Source organism: Kitasatospora sp. NPDC057542, from assembly GCF_042801945.1.
Taxonomy (GTDB): domain Bacteria; phylum Actinomycetota; class Actinomycetes; order Streptomycetales; family Streptomycetaceae; genus Kitasatospora.
In genome coordinates this window covers 1-18,505 of record NZ_JBHVFE010000151.1, presented here as the reverse complement: position 1 = coordinate 18,505, position 18,505 = coordinate 1, and the positions used below count along the sequence as shown (strand labels likewise).

Below are 18,505 nucleotides of genomic sequence, written 5' to 3'. Positions count from 1 at the left end.
CGGCGGGCACGGGCCCGCCGGGAGGACACCCCGCCCTACCTGGGGGATCTGATGATTCATCTGTACGTCGGGCCGACGCTGCGCCCGCGCGAGCCCGTGCTGCGGCACCCGCGCATCCGAGTGCACCGTCCGGCCCGGCACGGCGACCTGTTCACTCCCTCGATCGCCGACGGCGACCGGATCGTCCTGATCGACGGGGTCTTCCACCAGAGCCCGGCCCTGCGCCACAAGGAAATCCTGGCCGTTCTGGGGCGCGGCATCGAGGTGTTCGGCGCGGCGAGCATCGGCGCCCTACGCGCCGCCGAGCTGGCCCCGTACGGGATGGTCGGTGTCGGGGCGGTCTACGGCGCCTACATGCGCGGTGAGATCACCGGCGACGACGAGGTCGCCGTCGGGCAGGCCCCTGACGGGCCGCGGCAGGCGCTGACCGTTCCGCTGGTCGACCTCCGGCACATACTGGAGCTGGCCCGGAGCGAGGGCGTCGTGAACCAAGCCCTCGCCGAGGACCTGCTGGAACGTTTCCGGGCGGTGTACTACCCCCAGCGGACTCCGGCGGCGGTCCGCGAGTTCTGCCGTCGGGCGCACGCGGGGGACTTCCTCGACTGGCTCACGGGCCAGCGTGCCGCCGACCGGCACTTCGGGGACCTGAAGCGGGCCGATGCCCTGGCCGCCGTCCACCGGGCCCTGGACGGAGCCCCGGTGCCCCCGGCACCAGTGGTGCCGGAGAACTCCTACGTCCGGCAGTGGGCCAACGCCCACGCCCGACAGCGGGTCGGCGGTCTCGACTTGCTGACGCTCGACCGAGTCGTCTATCAGCAGGTCTTCGACCCCCGCTTCCCCACCCGCTGGCACGCCTTCCTGGAGGAGCACTCCCGGCGCGCGGCCGGCGACGGCCGTCCCTTGGACGAGCGGCTTGCCGAAACCGGCGGCCTGCTCGCGCACCGGGTGTTCCGCCCGCCGGTGGACCTGCGTGACGGGCGGGTGGTGGCCCGGCTGCTGGCCGGGGAGACCCTGGCCGACCGGCTCGCTGTCGCCCGGTATGCCAGGGCCCGAGACACCGCCCGCGCACGGCCGGGGTTCTCGGTCGGGGCGGTGCGGGCCGACCTCGCCCGCAGCCTGCTGACGCGGGCCTGGCATGTGGACGACGGCCAGCTGGACGAGGAGGCGTCCGCCCGGGGGCTGGGGCCGGCGGTGCGGGCGGTGGACGCGGCCAGGGCCCTGGTGCCCGGCTACCTCGACGAGCGTAAGGAGTGCCATGCACGATGACCAACCGGTCGAGCTGCCCGGAACGGTCCGGGTCTGGCCCCCGGAAGAGACGTGGCAAGCGCTGTCAGGGGCTCTGCCGTCCTACGGGATCACCCGCGTGGCCCGGCTGACGGATCTGGACGTGATCGGTCTGCCGACCTGGACGGCGATCCGGCCCGCCTCGCTGACTCTGAGCGCATCGCAGGGCAAAGGGGCTGACCGACGACCTGGCCAGGCTGTCCGCAGTGATGGAGGCGATCGAGCTGTGGCACGTCGAACAGCCCCTGCCCGTGTCCGTGCGCGGACGGGCCGTGGACGTCGCCCCCGACTGCCCCGTGGGGGCGCTGCCGCTCAACAGCCCGGTCGACGAGGCGGCGCTCGCCCGGGTGGTGTGGGACTGGACACCGGCGACGGGACTGGTGCGCGGCACCGGCGTGCTGCTGCCGATGGACCTGGTGCGCCGCCGAGCGCAGCGCAGTGACTGGAGCCCGGACCTGCTGCGGGCGACCAGTACGGGGCTGGCCTGTGGGAACAGCCGCGAGGAAGCGGTGTTGCACGGCCTGTACGAGGTGGTCGAGCGTGACGTGCTGCACCGCGACATCCAGGCCGGCGGCCGGCTGCGGGTCTGGATCGAGCCGGGCACCGTGGACGATCCGGCGGGACGCGAGGTGGTCGAGCGCGTCCTGCGGGCGGGGATGGAGCTGGAACTGGCCCTGGTGAAAGGCCCGTACGGGCTGCCGGTGTGCCTGGCCTACCTGTGGTCGGAGGACCTGCCGGCGGTGTTTGCCGGGGGAGGCCGCCACCACAGCCCGGGGATCGCCCTCACGCGCGCGGTGACGGAGGCCGCCCAGTCGCGCCTGACCCTGATCGCCGGGACCCGCGACGACCTGCCCGGCGACATCGCATCGACCGGTGCGGCCCTCGCCCGGTCCCCGCGCGGAGCACTGATCCCCTGGGAGCGGGCCGTTCAGGGCTTCGCGCCCGCCACCGGGTCCTTCGCCGAACGGGTGCACGCCACGGCGGCGGCCGTCGAACGGGTCACCGGGCACGAGCCGGCCGCGATCCCTCTTTCCGCGCCGAACGACCTCGTGCCCGCGGTACACGTCGTGTGCCCGGGCGCCGGCTCCCGGATGACCAGGACGATGCCCCGATGACCCCCGCACCGCGCACCCTTCCCGGCCGCGCCGCTCACGAGACCCAGCTCGCCGACCGGTTCGACGCCTTCCACGCGGCCCGCTCCCGCTCCTCGATCACCGCGCGCCTCTACGCCCAGGCACTCGGCGAGGACTACCCCGAACAGGTCGGGGCCTCCGGCTCGTGCGACTGGTCCCTGCTGGGGCTGCTGGTGACGCGGCTGAGACTTCGGCCCCACCAGGTCCTGGTGGAGGCGGGCTGCGGCACCGGCGGCATCGGCCTGTGGCTGGCCCGAGCAGTGGACGCCGACCTCGTCGGTCTCGACCTGTCCCCCGTCGCCGTATGCCGGGCCACCGCCCGTATCCCGTACTTCGGCCTGGCGCAGTCCCGGGTGTCCTTCAGGGCCGCGTCCCTGGAGGCGACCGGCCTACCAGACGGACACGCGCACGGCGTGCTGTGCGTGGACGCTCTCGGCTTCGCCGCCGACCGCGCGGCCGCGCTGCGCGAGCTGGCCCGCGTCCTGGCCCCCGGCGGCCGCCTGGCCCTGACGCGTGCCAGCCGCCGGGCTGGTGCTGGAGCACGTCGACGAGCGGCCGGGCGAGTCGGCGATGTGGGACCGGCTCTACGGCCTGTGGAACGATCACGAAGCACAGCTGGAACGCGAGCTCGGCAGGGAGCAGGCCGCTGGCATGCTCGCCGAAGCCCACCGCCGCCGCCCCACGATGGCCGGCCGCCGCGCGGTCCTGCTCACGCTGTACCGCTCCCCGGATCCGCCCGGGCCGCCCCGCGTTCCCGCTACGATCCGGGAAGGCTTGGAGATCCCCGAGAGGAACCGGACATGAGCCCCGCATACCCCGCCGTCCGCGCGGCCGTCCTCTCGGCCGGATCGTGGGGCACCGCCGCGGCGAAGATCCTCGCCGACGCGGGCACCGGCGTCACCCTGCACGCCCGGCGCGCCGAGATCGCCGACGCCATCAACACCACCCGCCGCAATCCCGGCTACTTCCCGGACATCGAGCTGCCCGGCACGGTCACGGCCACCACCGACCCGGCGGCCGCGCTGGACCGGGCCGACTACCTGGTGCTGTCCATCCCCGCACAGTCCCTGCGGGCCAACCTCACCACCTGGGCCCCCTTCATCCAGCCGGCCACGCTGGTGGTGTCGCTGATGAAGGGCATCGAGCGACAGACCGGGCTGCGGGCCAGCGAGGTCATCGCCGAGACGACCGGTATCTCCCAGCAGCGGATTGCGGTCCTGTACGGTCCCAACCTCGCGCGGGAGATCGTCACCGAGCAGCCGGCCGCCGCCACGATTGCCTGCCCCGATGCCGACGCGGCTCGCCGCTTCCAAGCCGCATGCCGCACCCCCTACTTCCGCTCCTACACCAGTACCGACGTCATCGGCTGCGAACTCGGCGGCGTCCTGAAGAACGTCACGGCCCTGGCCGTCGGCATCGCCTCCGGAATGGGCATGGGCGCCAACGCCCTCGCGCTGCTCACCACCCGGGGCCTGGCCGAGACGTCGAGGCTGGCCACCGCACTTGGTGCCGACCCCGCTACCCTGGCCGGGCTGGCCGGCCTCGGCGACTTGGTCGCCACGTGCTCGTCCCCGCTCTCCCGCAACCGGACCTTCGGCCATCACCTCGGCACCGGGCTGAGCGTCGACGAGGCAGCCGTCGCCACGCGCCAGACCACCGAGGGCGTCAAGAGCGCCGACGCCATCGTCGCCCTCGCCCGCGCCCACGGCATCGAGATGCCCGTCACCGAGACCGTCGCCGCGCTGCTGCGCGGGGCGCTCACCCTGGACGAGGCAGTCACCGCGCTCATGCAGCAGCCCGCGAACGCCTGACCGCCGCACCCGCGGGTTCCACCCACCTCCCTCTCGCTCCGGAGGTCGATCCGTCATGCCCTCATCACTCGCCGAACTCCAGACCGTCGCCGTGGTGCTCTGGATGGGCGTCGGCTTCACCCACCGCCCCGGCCGCTGGTTCCGCTGGAAGCTCTTCGCCAACGCCACCTTCAGCATCGTCACCCTCACCGGCACCAAGAACGGCCGCACCGAGCCGGTGAACCCGTACACGGAGCTGTCACCCGGAAGCCTTCTCCTGCCACCCCCGTACTCCAGGCAATCATCAGCCACTACGTACACACCGGCCGCTACGACCGGATCGACGGCCACGGACGCGTCCTCTCCGCCCGAGGCGAGCAGCGGATCGAGGTGCGCAACAGCCGTGTGGCTCTTTGACGCCGTCACCTCCGGATTTCAGTACCCCACCGATCCCTCCCGCCTCCAGATGTTCAGGATCGCCTTCGGGGCCGTCCTGACCTTCCGCTTCGCCGCCGCCTTCACCAGCGGAGGGTGGAACCGCTTTGCCCCGGACCAGGTCCAGGCCGCCTTCGCCCGCAGACGCCACGGCGACACCCGGGCCCGCGTCCTGTTCGCCGTCTACCGGCCGATGCTCGTCCTGCGGGCCCTGGCCGCGCCCGCGCTGGCCCTGGGCCTCGCACCACGCCTCACCCTGCCGATCGTGCTGGCCGGCGCCACCACGGAGTTCGCCTACCTGCGAAGCCCCAGCGCCGTCCGCTACATCATCCTCACCGGCACGTGCCTCCTGCTCGCGGGAGACCTCGGTCACGGCCTCACCCTCACGCATGCCCCCAGCCACGCCAACACCTGGGCCCAGTTCCTGCTCGTCCTGGTCACCACGGACATCTACCTCAACTCGGCCTGGCACAAAATCCGCTCCAGCCAGTTCCGCAGCGGCCTCTACCTCGCGCAGTTCATCCACACCTACGCCCAGGTCAAGAACGACCTCCGCCACCGGCGCCAGTTCGCCATCCCCCGGCTCGTCCAGAAGCACCTCGGCAACCTGACCTCCCGCGACATCCGGGCCTGGCGCGCGCTGTCCGTCACGGTCATCGCGGTCGAACTCGCTTTACCCATCGGCCTGCTCCTCGCCCAGACCAGGCCCTACGCCGAAGCGGCCGGCATCGCCATGCACGCGGCCTTCTCCTGTCTCAAACCGATCCAGCTCGTCACCTTCTCCGGACTGGTCACCGCAAGCTACCTCGCATTCGCGCCCTGACCGGCGGCGGGGCCCACGCCGCGAGGGCCCCGCGGGCCTGCCGCATCAGAAGGCGGTGAGGAGTTCCGGGAGCGGCTGTCCCCAGGTTGCCCACCGGACCAGGGCGTCCCGGTCGATGCAGTGGATGCGCTGCGAGCGGGCGAAGGCACGTGCGGGAGCTGTCACGGTGCCGTTCGTGACGACCACGACCACGTCGGCGTGATGCACCTGCCTTGCCGTGCCGTTGAGGCGCTGGATGTCCGGCGAGTCGACCCTGGCCGTGCGCCGACTGCCGTGCTTGCACTGGAGCACGTAGCGCTGTCCCTGCGGGGATACGGCAATGACGTCTGCGCCGAGGTCACCGGATCCGCCGCGCTCGCGCAGCACGGTGAAGCCGTCGTGGCGCAGGAAGGCCGCGACGGCGAGCTCGAAGCCGGTGGGGCTCATCGCGGCGATCGCCGGGAGGGTCACGCTGTGCTCGCTCGCCAGGAAGGCCCGGTACTGCGCTTCCCGGAGGGCGACCTCGTGCGCGTTCTCACGGTCCGCCGCGACGAGTTCAACGAGGCGTGCGCGGGCGGCGCGGGCCTGCTTCCACGGCAGGCTCAGCTCCCGCAACGGTCCTCCGCCCGCCTCGCCGGCGTCGTACCCGTATCGCCTCTCCAGCGACGTGCGGGCCTTCTCGATCCGGGCGAGGGCGTCCTCCATCTGGTCGATGACGGTCTCCAGCTCCTTGAGGAGCGGGCCGGCGGATCTCGCGTAGGCGGGTGAGGCGGGCGTCCAGTCCCAGTCGTCACTCATGCCGGTTCCACGGCGGCGTTCGCCGTGCCGGTGGACGAGCCGTGCATCCCGCAGGGCCGTCCGGACCTCGGTCTGCACCTCCAGGGCGATCGTCCTCTCGGCCTCGTAGAGGACGGCGTCCTTCATGCCCTGGACGGTGGCACCTGCGAGGAACTCGCCGAGGCAGTAGCGGAGCTCGCGATCTCTGTACTTCGGCGGAACAACCGTGGGCGTCCGTTCGATGCGCATCAGGCGGCCTCCATCCCGGTGTCCTGCACGAGGTCGAGGAACGGCACCCTCCGCAGCGCCCAAGCCCCCAGCGCCCTGTGGTCCAGCAGCTTCATGCCTCGCGCCGTGGCGAAGCGGCGCGCCGGCGCGCTGAACCGGGTGTTGGTCAGCAGGACCACGGTGTCGGTCGTCCGGGACCTGCGCAGGTCGGCAGCGACCCGGTGGACCCGGGCCGCGTCGACGACAACCGGCTCACCCGGCAGCGCGCAGAAGGGCTGCAGCAGCACGTGGAGAAGGACCGTGCGGCCACTCGCGGTCTCCACGAGGAACCCTTGCCCAGCCTCGTGATGAGGCGCTCCGTCCCGGGCAAGAAGACCGCGGAACAGCTCCAGGACCTCGTCCCTGTCGTGCCGGGCGGTGTGCAGGAGTCCGAACCGCCGGATCCTCTTCAGCACGACCTTGTCCTCGGCCAGCTCCCGCTGCGCCACGCGATCGGCTTCGACCGCCTCCTCAAGGCGCTCGCGCGCCGTGAGTAGCTGCCGCCAGAAGTCGTACATCACTTCCATCAGACGAGGGTCCGCTCCCTCCTCCCGGTCGGGTCGGTAGCGCGGGGGGACAGGGCCGGGCTGCTCTTGGCTGAGGACCTGCCAGATGGCGGTGGCCTCGGTGACGGTCTCCTCGATCTCCTCGATCTCCCGCGCGAGGAAGGCCTGGAGAGTGGCCGCGGTCTCGGCGGCACGCTGGTTCAGCTCCGTTTCCGACTCCGGGCCGGGGTCCGGAACCGACGCCCTGCGGTCGGCGGCTGCTTCGTTGGCCTCGCGCAGCTGGTGCAGGTGGTTCCTCAGCTCCATACGGATGACCAGCGCCAGACGTCCCTCGGTCACCCAGTAGAGGGCCGCGTAGGCGTCGTCGGCGATGTAGGTGGCGACGAGGTCGGAAACGGCGCGGTTGAGGTCGCCGTCCCCGTAGTCCGGGCAGGCAATATCGGCCAGGGGTTCGAATTTCACTCCCGGACAATACAAAGGGTGACCGACATCGCGTCAATGTGACTGTGGGTCATAATTTAGATGGGCGGTGGGCTCGGCTGAGGGGCGTGGCGGAATGGCCATCCGGCTCCCGGGTCCGTCCCTCCGCACAGAGCCGTCCGGCGCGTGCCCCGCCGGCGTGTGAGCCGCGCCCGGCTGGGGCGGCGCCAGCAGGTAGTCGACGTCCTCCGGGGCCGGTGCGGGCGCCGGCGTCCGCATCGGTTCTGCGGCAGGCGCATCCACGGGGACGGCGGCCCTCGTCGGGGCGCCGGTCTCCGGACGGCTTCCGCTCCGCGGCGCCCGGCCGACCGCAGGCCGTGCGGCCGCCACCGCGGGCGGCAGCGGCACCGGACAGGAGATGGCCAGCGGGGCACCGGTACGAGCGGAGGTGTCCCAGTAGGCGAGCTGCCAGTGGGCTGTCAGCCACAGTCGCACCTCGTTGGCCTCGTGCCACAGCGACCAGGTCCCGACCGCGAGCACGGAGGTGCCGGGCCGCACCGGCCTCAGGAGCGCCGGCTGGTCGGTACGCAGCCACACGTTCAGGGGAGGGCCACCGTTGTGCGGGCGCCGGCGGGCCACGAGGGTGGCGTACGCGGTGGCGCCGGTGGCACCGCTCTCGCGGACGCTGCGCAGAGAGCAGCGCGGGAAGTCCCCAACCTCGCGCTGGGCTACCAGGCCGAGCTGCTGCCCTACGGCTGCTTCACCGACGTGCGGGCCCGGGCCGGGAACGCCGCCGACCGGTCAGTCCCGCGTGGGCTGGGCGGGCGCGGCCGAAGGAGCCGCCCGTGTACCCGGTCAGGGGTCAGCGGCGGCCGGGCGGATCGTGCTTCACGACCGTCCTGGCCAGCGGTTCGTCGGCCAGTACAGTCGCGGCGGCCACGTCCGCAGGGGCCATGTCGTAGCGGATCCGTCCGGCGCGCACGTGGTGGCGGAACCGCCCGAACTCCGGCGTCGCGTGGTGGGCCTTGGCCTCGGAGGCAGGTAGCAGCCGCGAAGGCCGCCCCGAGGAAGGCCGACCACGCGCTCCGGCAGCTCACGCAGGTCCCCTTCGGGTGGAGCATCGGAGTCATGTGGGCGTGGAGCAGCGTGGCGCGGGTGAGGGCAGTTCCTCGGGCAGGTCGTCGTCACCATCGCAATGCCCCGCGGCTGCACGAGGTTGCTCTGTGGGTCTTCCACCGGATCTGGGCCGGGAAGGCCCCAGCCGCAACGGTGATTTCTAGGGGCTGGCTTCGTTCATGTGAAGTAGCGGCGTTTGATCAGCGGTTTCGGCAGCAGTTGGCAATCTTGAGTGCTGCAGATACTCACGAGAAATGACGTCGCCGCGATGCGGTGCCACCGGAGTACGGCAGAAGCAGTCCGCCTCTTGATCACCGGTCGTTAGACTCCCGGCGTTCGGATGCTGCCGGTGGACTGGAAGGCCAAGCACATGGACGACGACCGCTGGGTCGGCTGGCCGGAACGGTGGGCTGGCACGGATTGCGACGTGCGGACGGCCGTGGGCGCGATCCCTCCGGAGGTCAAGGACGGATTCAGGTACGACGAGGTCCCCTGGCACCGGTTCCGGCACTTCTACGGCCCGGGCGAGGAGATCCCCGGCCTGCTCGCCACGCTCGCGTCCGGGGACGCAGAAGCCGCTGACAGGGCTTTGCGGCGGCTCTGGCTGAATCTTCACCACCAGGGCGGCACGATCGCAGTGGGAGCGCTGGCGGTGCCGTTCCTCCTCCGGATCGTGACGACCGGGCATCCCGGGCTGCGCGCACAAACCCTTCGCCTGGTCGCCGAGATCGGCCGGTGCCAGCACATGGGGGACGGATCGCGCGAAGGTCTGCTCCAGGTCGCCGAGGAGCCGCTGATGATCGAGGGCAGCACGATGTGCCCGGTGGACTGGACGATCCAGGCCGCCCGTCAGGCCGTCACGGACGACCTGCCCCTCCTGCTCCCGCTTCTCTCCGACCCCGACCCCGAGGTCCGCTCCCTGACCGCCTACGTCCTGGCAGCGGCGACCGGCGAATTCTCAAACGTCTCCTCGGCCCTGCGGCTCAGGCTGGCGAAGGAAGACGATGCAGTGGTCCGGGTGAGCCTGATCCTGGCGATCGCCCAACTCGCCCGCGAACACCAGGACTCCCACGCTCCCCGGTGGGCCCGGGACGTCTGGTCGGACCCAGGGCAACCGCCCGAGGTCCGCGTCGGCGCCGGCCTGGCCTGGCTGTGCTTGGTCACCGACCCCGCCCCCGACGAGCTCCGAACCTTCCTTACCTCCCCCGGCGTTCGTCAGTACGACGGCCTGCTCCAGCCGGTGCCATGGCTCACCTGGGCCGACACCACCGGTTTCGCGCTGCGCAGTTGCATCGACGAAATGCTCGCGGCGAACGTCCCCGCAGCGGTGCTCGACGATCCCTGGGGCGGAGGGCCGTCAAGCTGAGGCACGCAGCGGTCAGCCAGCCTTGGCCGTGGGCTTTGGGATACCGCTCGGCCTCCAACATCTGCGGCATGAACGGGGCCTTTCACCGGGAGCACCCCGATGCCGCCCTGGCAAGTGCCTCGGTGACGTCGACCCCGGGCGTGATGGCGTGGCCCTTGAGACTGCCCTCCCAGGGCCACCAGTCCCGAGGGCCGACCAGGCCGCGGTGGAGCTGTCAGTCCAGCACGTCGTAGGTTCCTGCTGGCCAGTCCGCGAACAGGGTGTACTCGACCTCGGTCCGCTCCGGCGCGGTCGTCGCCGGCCAGCACAGCTCGATGGGTTCGCAGTCGACCAGGACGTGGTCTTGGTATCCGTCGAAGTCGCCCGGGTCGGATGCAACACCGATGTGGATGGGTGCGTCGTCGGGGAGGTCCTTGATCGCTTCGCGGAGGCGTCCAGCTGTCCAGACCTCGGGCGAATGAGTGTAGGTGTCAGTGTCGGCCATACCGGGAGTATCCCCTCGGGGCTCTCCGCTCAGGGCGAATGCGCCGCCGCTATCACTGTCGTGTCGGCCGCGATGTCAGCACCACCCTGCTCCCGCCCGGACGGCCAGGGGCGAGGGAGCGCGAAACCGCCCAGCCCGGGCCACCGCCCTCGTCCAACTCGCCCAGGACATGCCCCCAGCCGTCCTCGCCCCCATGCTCGGCCTCCACATCGGCACCCTCGTCAAATGGCGCCGCCGCGCCGCCACCGACTGGACCGCGTACCTCGAAGCCCGTAGCGCCGGCCGGGTATCAGGAGGCGAGACGACCGGGCCCTGATGGCCTGGCCGTTGCCCACTTGGTTCCTTCTCTTGGTCAGGCGCCGTCTTCAAGGGGGGGCGAGATTACCCGTTGTTTCCCTCACTGGAGTACGACGGTGACGCCGTACTCGCGGAGGAGGTTCACGGTCTCCTCGAAGTAGGACAGGCCGCCGCAGTGGTGCAGGATGTGTCCGGCGAGGGCGTGGCGGGCGATGTCGGCGTGGTGCCAGACGAGGGTGAACGGGGGGACGACGGAGGGCCCGCCGCACAGGCAGTCCTCCACGTCGTCCAGGTCTCTGCCGTAGTTGGCGCCGGGGCCGAGCAGGGCTTCGCCGAGTGCCAGGAGCAGGCCGGTCCTGTCGGTGGCGTGCTGTCCGTCCAGGTGGTACGTCCCGCCGGAGAGGCCCTGCGGCACGTACGGGCCGACGCGGGTGAGGGCCAGCCACTCGGACCGGCCCTCGGCGTCGAACTGTGCCCACTGGTTGGGCCGCGTGGGAACACCGTCGGACCAGATCTCCCAGACTGCGCGGGCGGCCAGGGTGGGGCGGTCGTCACCGGGGTCGGTGATGGTGACGTCGATCAGGGCTCCGCCGAGGACGGAGGGGCGTGCCTCGACGGTGTCCAGGTCGAGGCGGTACCCGGTCATCGTGCGGCCGTGGTGGTCGAGGGGCCAGAGCGTGATCGAATCACCCTTCTGTGGAAGGGGACGGCGCAGCAGGGCCAGAAGCGGTGCGGCGGGTTCGCAGCCGATCAGGTGCACGGGCTGGGTGGGTCGCTGCGGGCGCGGGGTGAACAGGCCGTCAATGGAACGGCAACCGCCCGATGGGCTGTCCCCCCGGATCGAGGGGAACCACAGGTCGAACCGCGGACTCGAAGGCAGCCGCTTGCCGCCCCAGTAGTCGTCCTCCCTGACGCCGGTGCCCACGACGATGTCCACGCGCCCGGGATCGCCCGGCGTGGGCCACTGGGCCAGGACAGCCGTGTCCTCCAGGTCCCAGAAGCGGGCCGGCCCGTCGTTCGAGGGATCCACAGGCTCGATCGAGAGCATTCCGTCCCCCAGCAGCCGCACCGGTTCGGCGCTGTCCGCCACGGCCTGGACCAGCAGGCTCTCGCGCGGGCAGCCGCGCAGCGTCAGGACCTCTCGCGGCAGCGGAGGCGGGTTCACGAACAGGCCCTCGACCTCCGCGCACCGCCCCCACAGCACGCCCTCCTCCTCATCGCCGATATCCCCCTGAACCAGGAGATACCGGACCGGGAAGTCCCGCTCCCACCCCGCATGTTCCTCGGACCGCACGCTTCTCCCCTGCTACCAGGCTGTCTTGGCGCGCCAACCCTACGGCTCGCTGACGCCGACGCCCTCCGAATATCGCGCGCTTGGAATAACGCTCCCCGCCAGTCGGTGCAGACACCTGGACCACGGACAAGCGCCGCGCCTTCGCTAACGACCTGACCCACAGCCAGCTGGTCGCGGTGGTCGCCGCCTCGAACCGGGCGAAGGCGGACAAGGGGCCGGACGCCTGGCGGCCGCCGTTGCGGTCGTACTGGTGCACCTACTCTCGCGCCTGGACCGACATCAAGCACATCTACGGCCTCAGCACTACCATTGCCGAGAAGGCCGCGCTCGTCGAGATGCTCGACACCTGCGCGTAGCGGCGACGGCCAGCCCGTCGAGTCTTCGGGCGGGCCGACCGGTGGTTGCCCGGGTCGTGGTTCCGGTTTCAGCCGTCGAAGCGGAACCAGCGGAAGCCGTAGTCGAGAAGTGCCGTCAGGGTTCCGCGGTGGAGCGCGGCGAAGCTGATTCCCGCAGTAGTCCCGTCGGTGCTGACCGCCGCGATCAGGCCCGGGGCGACAAAGAACCTCGCGGCGTCGTGGGCCGGCAGGAACGGGCTCAGTGGCACTGGTCGAAGCGTGCTCAGCAGCGGGCCCAGGCTCGCGGCCGGCAGGCCGTAGGTCTGGGCGTGGTACGGGGCGGCGATCATGGCCTCGAAGAGGGTGAACTTCAGGAGGAAGCGGCTGAGCGGTTCCTGCTCGACGGTCGTCTCCCGGTAGGCGGCGCTCTGGGGGTCTTCGGTCTCCCACACGACGGGATCGGATCCGTCCTGCTCCCGCAGCGGCCACGGGATGGACCAGTCCCGGTAGCCCTGCGCCCACCGTGCGAAGACCAGTCTGTCCCCGAGCGGTCCGCCGGCACGCTCCGGCTGTTCCAGGACCGGGTCGTGGAACTCGCGGAGGGCGGGACGCAGACGCGCCAGACGGTGGAACGCGGCCAGCGCCTCCGGCAGGTCGCCCTGCGCTCCCGCCCCGTCGTTCCCCGACGCTTCCACCTGATCGGCAGGGAACCAGCCGAGGGCGAACGACTCCAGAGCCCGGATCGGGTCCGACTCCACATGGCCGACCCAGCCCACTCCCGGTACCGGACCGATGGCCCGGACCGGTCTGACCGCGTCCAGCGCAGCTCGGCTCAGCGGCTGGTCGAACTCCAACTCAATATGGTCGAAGCCGTCGCATCCCCAAGACGTTCCCCGGCGGAGTGCGGTGCCAAGAGGGAGGTATCCCTGCTCAAGTCGTGCGAACAGCTGAGTGGGCGGGGCATCGCAGGAGCCCAACCGCGAGCGGAGGTCCGGCACCTTCTCCCCACACAGGAGGATCCTGCTGGAGTTCTGCACGCCGGTCTTCGGGTCGTCTCCGGGTATCAGGATGACGACAGTGGCGTCCGTTCCTGCAGCGATGAGCGCCGGGCCGAGCGTGTAGTGCCGGAGCCCGGCGCCGGCAGCGGACAGTACCGCCGCCTCGGTGATCAGGTGCGGAAGCGTCTGTGCCATGCCGTCACCTTAGCCACGGAGACGGACAGCACAGGCGATCGGCCCCGCTGCAGCAGGCGGACGCCTGCCCGGTTGCTGCTTGCCGGAATATGGCACGTTCGGAATGACGCTCCCCGCCAGTCGGAGCGGACAACTGGACAGACGACCAGCGCAAGGCCTTCGCCAACGACCTGACCCGGCCCCAGCTCCTCGCTGTCTCCGCCGCCTCCAACAGGGCGAAAGGCGACCAGACGCCGGACCAGTGGAAGCCGCCGTCCCAGACGGCCTGGTGCCGCTACGCGGAGGCCTGGACCAACGTCAAGACCTACCACAAGCTGACCGTCACCGAGTCGGAGAAGACAGCCCTCGGCCAGATGCTCGACACCTGCCCGGCGGGATCATGACCGCCCCCGACCCCGCCGGCGGCGAGCCGGGCGAGGTCGGCCTCCCAGGCCTCCAGCCGTGCCAGCGCCGTCCGGGCCATCCGGTCGACGACCGCGACGGGGTCCTCGCCCATCGCCCGGGCGACGACGGCGGTCTCCCGCAGTTCGTCGCAGTCGACCTCCTCGATCTGCTCGACGCGGGCCGCCAGCCCGAGCGGGGCGGCGGCGAGGAGGTCGGCCCGGCGGCGGACGGCATTGGCAGCGGTGTCGGGGTCCTCCCGCAGCCACGCCGGCCGACGCTGGGGCGGGGTGCGGGCCGTCAAGGCCTCGCGCAGAGCGGGGCCGGGCCCCAGGGGGCGACGTGTCACGGCCTATCCAACGAGCCGGATCGCCGGGGGTGGCTGGCCCAGTGGACGGCAGCACCAGGACGAGGCCGTCGATGAACCCGGCGTCGGCGCCGTCGAGGGAGTGGTCCTGCCCTGTCGTTCGGGCTTGTTGCGCCTGTCCCGGCAGTCCTGCCGCTGGATTGGGTTGGTTGGGGTGACTTCCTGCGGGCCGGCGTGGTGTGTTGGGAGGCTGGGGTGGTGAAAACTGTGCGAGGTACAGGCCCGGACCGTGTCTGTGTGCTTCCCGGCCGGCCGGGCTGGATCCGGGATGTCGCCTACCTCGGCGACGAGGTGCTGGAATCCCTGGCTGTAGCCACCGCAGCGAGTGCTTACCGGGACGACAACCGCTACCTGCTGCCCGCAGGCACCTACCGGACGGCGGGCCTGGTCGTCGAGGCCCTGGCCGGGGTCGTTCCCGGGGACGGCGGCCCGGGCCAGGTGGTGCTGTACGCGCTGCCGGCCTGGAAGCTTGAGGCCCTGTGGGACGTGCTGCTGGTGCTGCGCCGCACAGCGGCGGGGGATCCGGAAACGGACGTGGTGCGCGAGACCCTGGACATCCTGTGCGGTCACCCGTTCATGCCGGCCCGCACGGTGCAGCAGATCGCCGCCGACCTGGAGAAGGTGGTGTCGGTGCTGACGCTCGACCTGCCGGCGGTCACGGTGGTGGCCACCGCCGTCGTCCTGGGCGAGGAGCGGGGCGAGGCGGTCGTCGACGCCTACCGCGCGATCACCGCCGCGTGGACGGCGGCCGGAGTCCGGCACTGACCCATCACCGGCCGACTGGGCGAGCCCCCTGAACCCGCCCGCCGACGCCGGCCCTTTGCTGCTCGTCCTGTCCCGCCTGCTGGGCCGTCCCACCGGCCTCCGGTGGGACACCGTCCAGTTCCCGACCCGGTCTTGCGATGCGGTGGACCAGCCCGTCGTCCTGCTGTCCGCCGTCCTGGGGCCGTGCTCGCCGCCGTCCTGGTGCCAGGGCGGGGTGCTGCGCCCGGGGCCGGCCCTGGGGGGCGGGCGCCGGGGCCTGCTCGGTGTCCGTCCCGCCGTTGTGTCGTCCCGTCGGCCCGCCGACACCCCCACTCCACCCGGCACCGCCGACCGCCTCCTCCACCTGCTGCGCCGCATGGCCGCCACCACCCCGCCCACCGACCAGACGGACGACCACGGCGACCAGGACCAGGAGTCGGTGCCGTCGATCCGGATCTGCGGCTCCCCCTTCCCCGGGAACGCGTCCCGGTACTGCACCCTGCCGCCAGACCACACGCACCACGTCCACCAGACGGCCACCGGCGCCCAGTGGCCCACCGGGCCCACGCCGTAGCAGCCGCCAACGGCCTCGCCTCGGAACACAACAGGCCCCCACACCCGGCAACGGGCGTGGGGGCCTTCGACGTGGACGGCGCGTCGCCGCGGGCAATGGAGAGCAGCGCGCGCCGCCAGCATCCTCCCAGACCCGCCCCAGCCCCTCGCCTCGGCAACCAGGCCGACCCCGCAGCCTGCGTCCCGTGGTCCCTCTTCTGAGTCGTCCCGCCGGTCGCCTCCCGAGCCGTCCCATCGGTCGTCCCGCGAGCGCACAGTCGAGAACGCCCGGAGCAAGTCGCCGCAGCTCAGCGCAACTTTTGGGCCCCCAGGAAGCCCCGACAACCCCGTCTTCTCGCAACTGTCGGACGGTCGGGCGGGGTCGGCGCCTGCGGCGGGCCCGGCAGGTTCAGGGGTGCGCCCGGCGGTGCCGACCGCAGCCACCGGCTGGTCCGGGTCCGGCCGCGTCGAGGCCGGGCGGGCACGGCGACGGCCAGGAGTACGAGCCCGCCGTCGTCCCGGCCGACGTCGCCGACCACCCCGGCCGGGGTCAGCCTGACGCCCGGTTCCGCTCGCGGTAGGCCTTCTGCCGGCAGGCGTTCGAGCAGTAGCGCTGGGGCCGGCCGCCGCGCCGGGTCGGCGGCGGGATGTTCTTGCCCACGCACTGTCGGCAGTAGGCGAACAGCCGTTCCTCGTACTCCCGTACGGCGGCCTTCACCTCGGGCGGCAGGCCGTCGGCCAGGCCTTCGAGCTCGTACCCCTCCCGAAGGATGTCGGCGAAGTACAAGTCGCGCCGCCGGTCCAGGTCGATCGGGGACATGCCGGTCTGCCTCAGGACCTCGGCCTCGGAGAGGTCCCCGGTGGCCAGCAGCAGGAGGATCATCTCAAGGTGGGCCCGCGCGGACGGGCTGATCGTGAGCGCGTTGGTGGTGGCCTTCCTGCCGGTGGGGTCGCTTGGGACCGAACGGCGCGTCACCGGGCACCGCCGACGGCCGCCGCGGTGGCTGCCGGCTCGACGACCTGGCCGGGGACGACCGGGGCCGTCTGCGGGACGGGTGCTGGCGCGGCGGAGCCGTTCTGCTGGCCGAGCTGCAGCCCGCGCAGCGGGTCCGTGAGCTCGCGTACTCCCTGGTAGCGGGGCGTGAACTTCTCCACGGCGCCGATCAGCACGGTGAACCGCCCCACCATGTCGGGCATGTCCTGGGCCCGCGTCCGGGCCACGCACACCCGCACGATGTACGCGATCAGGGCCGCCAGCAGGGCGATCGCGCCCAGAACGAGCACGACCACCAAGGCCGCGATGTCGAAGGCAGTGTCCAAGGTTTCCCCTCCGGAGACGACGAAAGGCCCCCGCGTCGGCGGAGGCCTTGAGTGTGTTGCTGTGGGCTGGAACGCAAAAAGCCCCGCTGCTCAGCGAGGCCTTCGTGGATCAGGACACAGGTGTCCTGCCCGAGACCAGGTTGCCACGAATCCGACAGCCGGTCAAATAGCGCCCTGAACTGCGGATTCGCTTTAGATATCAAGTCGCTGGGTTCCGTAACGCGTCCGGTCGCGGGGTACGCAGAGACCGCGCACCCCGCCACCGGAGGGACCCACCGGAGCAGCGTCGATCGACATCGGAACGGCGGCCCGGTGAGCGGTGATGAGGCCTGCTCGCCGCCGTCCCGACCCTCCACAGCCCCTCCGGACGCCGCTCCCGCCTCGGGTGTCCGGGCTCGGCCCAGGACGGCTCCAACGGGCCGTCACAAGCCCCCTGGGGCCCGCCGCCCTTTGCCCGCCCCCGGCACCGTGCTGCTCGCCGCCGCTGCGCCCGGGCCGGGTCCTGCTCGGTGGCGGCGGGGCCGCGCGGGGCCGCCGCCACCGGACGGCACGGTGCTGCGCCTGGGCCTCGTTCTGCGTGGCGGCGGGGTCTGCTCGGTGGCGTCCGTTCCGCAGTCCCGCCGGCGGTACCGCGCTGCGCCTGTGAGGTTCGGCTGTGGTGTCACTGGGACGTTCGGATTCGTGTGTCACTGCCATTGAGGTGCATTGTCGCTGTTCACGGGAGGTCGGACAGGTTGATCACGGTGACACCTTGCCGAACAACGCGGTGACGCGAAGCCGTATCGGCCGGTGTCGTGTTCGCCGTATCTCCCTTGCCTTGTCGATCTCGGCCTTGACCCCTGCCCGATTCCCTTACGGCCATCGCGCCATCGGATCCGGGGACCGCACCACTGCGAGCGCCCAGCACCTCTGCCCCACAACGCGGGGGAGGCCGCCACCCGCAGGTGACGGCCTTCCAGTGCTTTCTCAGGGCCCAAGAAGCCCACCGCCAGGCAACTGGCCACCCGGACCGAGGACGGCCCGCTACGCCCACTCCACACCGTGCTCGGCGAGCTGCGCGAGCTGGCCGGGGCTGAGCTTCGCCCGGCGAGCCTTCTGATTGTTGAGCCAGGTGCCCAGTGCGAAGTGCGACACCACCACCTGCTCTTCACCGCCGGGGCCGGCCTCCACGGTCTCCAACGGCTCCTTGTGCGGGCGGGGCACCCGGGGATGCCGCTCCCGCTCGACAAAGGCGCCGCCAGCGCCGCCAGGCCCTGGGCGAACCGATCGGTTCGCCCGTGTTCCGCAGTGCCGCGGGTGCGTGTTTATGGAGCTGTGGGTAGACCCGGGGACGTTTTGGCACTTTCGGGCACCCCTTCTGACCTGTGTCGGCGGCGGCCTGTTCCGCGGCCGCCGGGTCCGTCGGCGGCCGCTCGCTCTGCCGGATTGCCGGTGCTACCCGGTTGCCGCCCGGGCTACCGGCCTGTGCACACCCGCCGGGCCTTGAGGCTGTCCAGCCGGGTGCCCAACGACCATGACGGCGAGGGCCTTCCTGCCGCCCGCACTCTCCATAACGCCCTGTACCGGGCCCGTCACTTCTCTGTGGGCCCGCAGAACCGCGGATGCCGACCAACCCGTCAGGACAACGGGCGCGAAGGTGAAC

The 18,505-nt window shown here is 71.7% G+C and carries 18 protein-coding genes and 2 pseudogenes; 11 read left to right on the top strand and 9 right to left on the bottom strand.

The window, feature by feature from the left end:
* The 6 genes and pseudogenes from ACFU7Y_RS20280 to ACFU7Y_RS20255 all read left to right on the top strand — a co-directional run.
* On the top strand, positions 1–1,266 hold a 1,266-nt coding region (locus tag ACFU7Y_RS20280), incomplete at its 5' end, for a TfuA-like protein (protein ID WP_380769119.1).
* A 227-nt stretch (positions 1,267–1,493) separates the two neighbouring features.
* Positions 1,494–2,399 (top strand): YcaO-like family protein, encoded by a 906-nt coding sequence (locus tag ACFU7Y_RS20275; RefSeq protein ID WP_380769123.1) that lies wholly within the window; start codon positions 1,494–1,496, stop codon positions 2,397–2,399.
* A pseudogene (locus ACFU7Y_RS20270) lies at positions 2,396–2,884 on the top strand (class I SAM-dependent methyltransferase); the annotation flags it as partial. The gene ACFU7Y_RS20275 and the pseudogene ACFU7Y_RS20270, both read left to right, overlap by 4 nt.
* Before the next feature lie 46 nt (positions 2,885–2,930).
* Complete coding sequence (locus ACFU7Y_RS20265; RefSeq protein WP_380769125.1) at positions 2,931–3,221, top strand: hypothetical protein; 291 nt, start codon at positions 2,931–2,933, stop codon at positions 3,219–3,221.
* The gene (locus tag ACFU7Y_RS20260) at positions 3,218–4,228 is read left to right on the top strand and encodes an NAD(P)H-dependent glycerol-3-phosphate dehydrogenase (protein ID WP_380769121.1); all 1,011 of its coding nucleotides are present in this window, start codon (positions 3,218–3,220) and stop codon (positions 4,226–4,228) included. The genes ACFU7Y_RS20265 and ACFU7Y_RS20260 overlap by 4 nt, the downstream gene beginning before the upstream one ends.
* Before the next feature lie 55 nt (positions 4,229–4,283).
* Positions 4,284–5,465 (top strand): hypothetical protein, encoded by a 1,182-nt coding sequence (locus ACFU7Y_RS20255; RefSeq protein WP_380769118.1) that lies wholly within the window; start codon positions 4,284–4,286, stop codon positions 5,463–5,465.
* A 45-nt stretch (positions 5,466–5,510) separates the two neighbouring features.
* On the opposite strand, the gene ACFU7Y_RS20250 is transcribed toward ACFU7Y_RS20255, so the two are convergent.
* Positions 5,511–6,470, bottom strand: a complete 960-nt coding sequence (locus ACFU7Y_RS20250) for a restriction endonuclease (protein WP_380769116.1) — start codon at positions 6,468–6,470, stop codon at positions 5,511–5,513.
* Entirely contained in the window at positions 6,470–7,456 is a 987-nt protein-coding gene (locus ACFU7Y_RS20245; RefSeq protein ID WP_380769114.1) for a hypothetical protein, read from the bottom strand. Before ACFU7Y_RS20245 ends, ACFU7Y_RS20250 begins: the two co-directional genes overlap by 1 nt.
* Positions 7,457–8,870: 1,414 nt before the next feature.
* Here ACFU7Y_RS20245 and ACFU7Y_RS20240 point away from each other — a divergent pair.
* A complete protein-coding gene (locus tag ACFU7Y_RS20240) occupies positions 8,871–9,896 on the top strand; it encodes a hypothetical protein (RefSeq protein WP_380769113.1) in 1,026 nt (341 codons plus the stop codon).
* A 214-nt stretch (positions 9,897–10,110) separates the two neighbouring features.
* Here ACFU7Y_RS20240 and ACFU7Y_RS20235 read toward each other — a convergent pair whose 3' ends face one another.
* Positions 10,111–10,380 (bottom strand): DUF6225 family protein, encoded by a 270-nt coding sequence (locus tag ACFU7Y_RS20235; RefSeq protein ID WP_380769111.1) that lies wholly within the window; start codon positions 10,378–10,380, stop codon positions 10,111–10,113.
* A 169-nt stretch (positions 10,381–10,549) separates the two neighbouring features.
* Between ACFU7Y_RS20235 and ACFU7Y_RS20230 the strand changes: the two genes are divergently transcribed.
* The gene (locus ACFU7Y_RS20230) at positions 10,550–10,696 is read left to right on the top strand and encodes a hypothetical protein (protein ID WP_380769109.1); all 147 of its coding nucleotides are present in this window, start codon (positions 10,550–10,552) and stop codon (positions 10,694–10,696) included.
* A gap of 81 nt (positions 10,697–10,777) precedes the next feature.
* On the opposite strand, the gene ACFU7Y_RS20225 is transcribed toward ACFU7Y_RS20230, so the two are convergent.
* Entirely contained in the window at positions 10,778–11,881 is a 1,104-nt protein-coding gene (locus ACFU7Y_RS20225; RefSeq protein ID WP_380769107.1) for a barstar family protein, read from the bottom strand.
* A gap of 194 nt (positions 11,882–12,075) precedes the next feature.
* Here ACFU7Y_RS20225 and ACFU7Y_RS20220 point away from each other — a divergent pair.
* Positions 12,076–12,327: pseudogene (locus ACFU7Y_RS20220) on the top strand (HNH endonuclease); the annotation flags it as partial.
* Positions 12,328–12,395: 68 nt separating this feature from the next.
* On the opposite strand, the gene ACFU7Y_RS20215 reads toward ACFU7Y_RS20220, so the two are convergent.
* Both ACFU7Y_RS20215 and ACFU7Y_RS20210 read right to left on the bottom strand, forming a co-directional pair.
* Positions 12,396–13,499: a hypothetical protein gene (locus ACFU7Y_RS20215; RefSeq protein ID WP_380769106.1), complete on the bottom strand. Its 1,104-nt coding sequence runs from the start codon at positions 13,497–13,499 to the stop codon at positions 12,396–12,398.
* Positions 13,500–13,803: 304 nt separating this feature from the next.
* Positions 13,804–14,229 (bottom strand): hypothetical protein, encoded by a 426-nt coding sequence (locus ACFU7Y_RS20210; RefSeq protein ID WP_380769104.1) that lies wholly within the window; start codon positions 14,227–14,229, stop codon positions 13,804–13,806.
* A 255-nt stretch (positions 14,230–14,484) separates the two neighbouring features.
* Here ACFU7Y_RS20210 and ACFU7Y_RS20205 point away from each other — a divergent pair, with 255 nt between their 5' ends.
* Together ACFU7Y_RS20205 and ACFU7Y_RS20200 are read left to right on the top strand one after the other, a co-directional pair.
* Complete coding sequence (locus ACFU7Y_RS20205) at positions 14,485–15,012, top strand: hypothetical protein (RefSeq protein ID WP_380769102.1); 528 nt, start codon at positions 14,485–14,487, stop codon at positions 15,010–15,012.
* A 55-nt stretch (positions 15,013–15,067) separates the two neighbouring features.
* On the top strand, positions 15,068–15,565 hold the full coding sequence (locus tag ACFU7Y_RS20200; protein ID WP_380769101.1) for a hypothetical protein: 498 nt from the start codon (positions 15,068–15,070) through the stop codon (positions 15,563–15,565).
* 528 nt (positions 15,566–16,093) lie between these two features.
* Here ACFU7Y_RS20200 and ACFU7Y_RS20195 read toward each other — a convergent pair.
* From ACFU7Y_RS20195 to ACFU7Y_RS20185, 3 genes are all read right to left on the bottom strand, one after another.
* The gene (locus tag ACFU7Y_RS20195; RefSeq protein WP_380769099.1) at positions 16,094–16,519 is read right to left on the bottom strand and encodes a hypothetical protein; all 426 of its coding nucleotides are present in this window, start codon (positions 16,517–16,519) and stop codon (positions 16,094–16,096) included.
* On the bottom strand, positions 16,516–16,863 hold the full coding sequence (locus ACFU7Y_RS20190) for a hypothetical protein (protein ID WP_380769097.1): 348 nt from the start codon (positions 16,861–16,863) through the stop codon (positions 16,516–16,518). Before ACFU7Y_RS20190 ends, ACFU7Y_RS20195 begins: the two co-directional genes overlap by 4 nt.
* A gap of 1,023 nt (positions 16,864–17,886) precedes the next feature.
* Positions 17,887–18,042: a hypothetical protein gene (locus ACFU7Y_RS20185; RefSeq protein ID WP_380769095.1), complete on the bottom strand. Its 156-nt coding sequence runs from the start codon at positions 18,040–18,042 to the stop codon at positions 17,887–17,889.
* Positions 18,043–18,505: the final 463 nt, after the last annotated feature.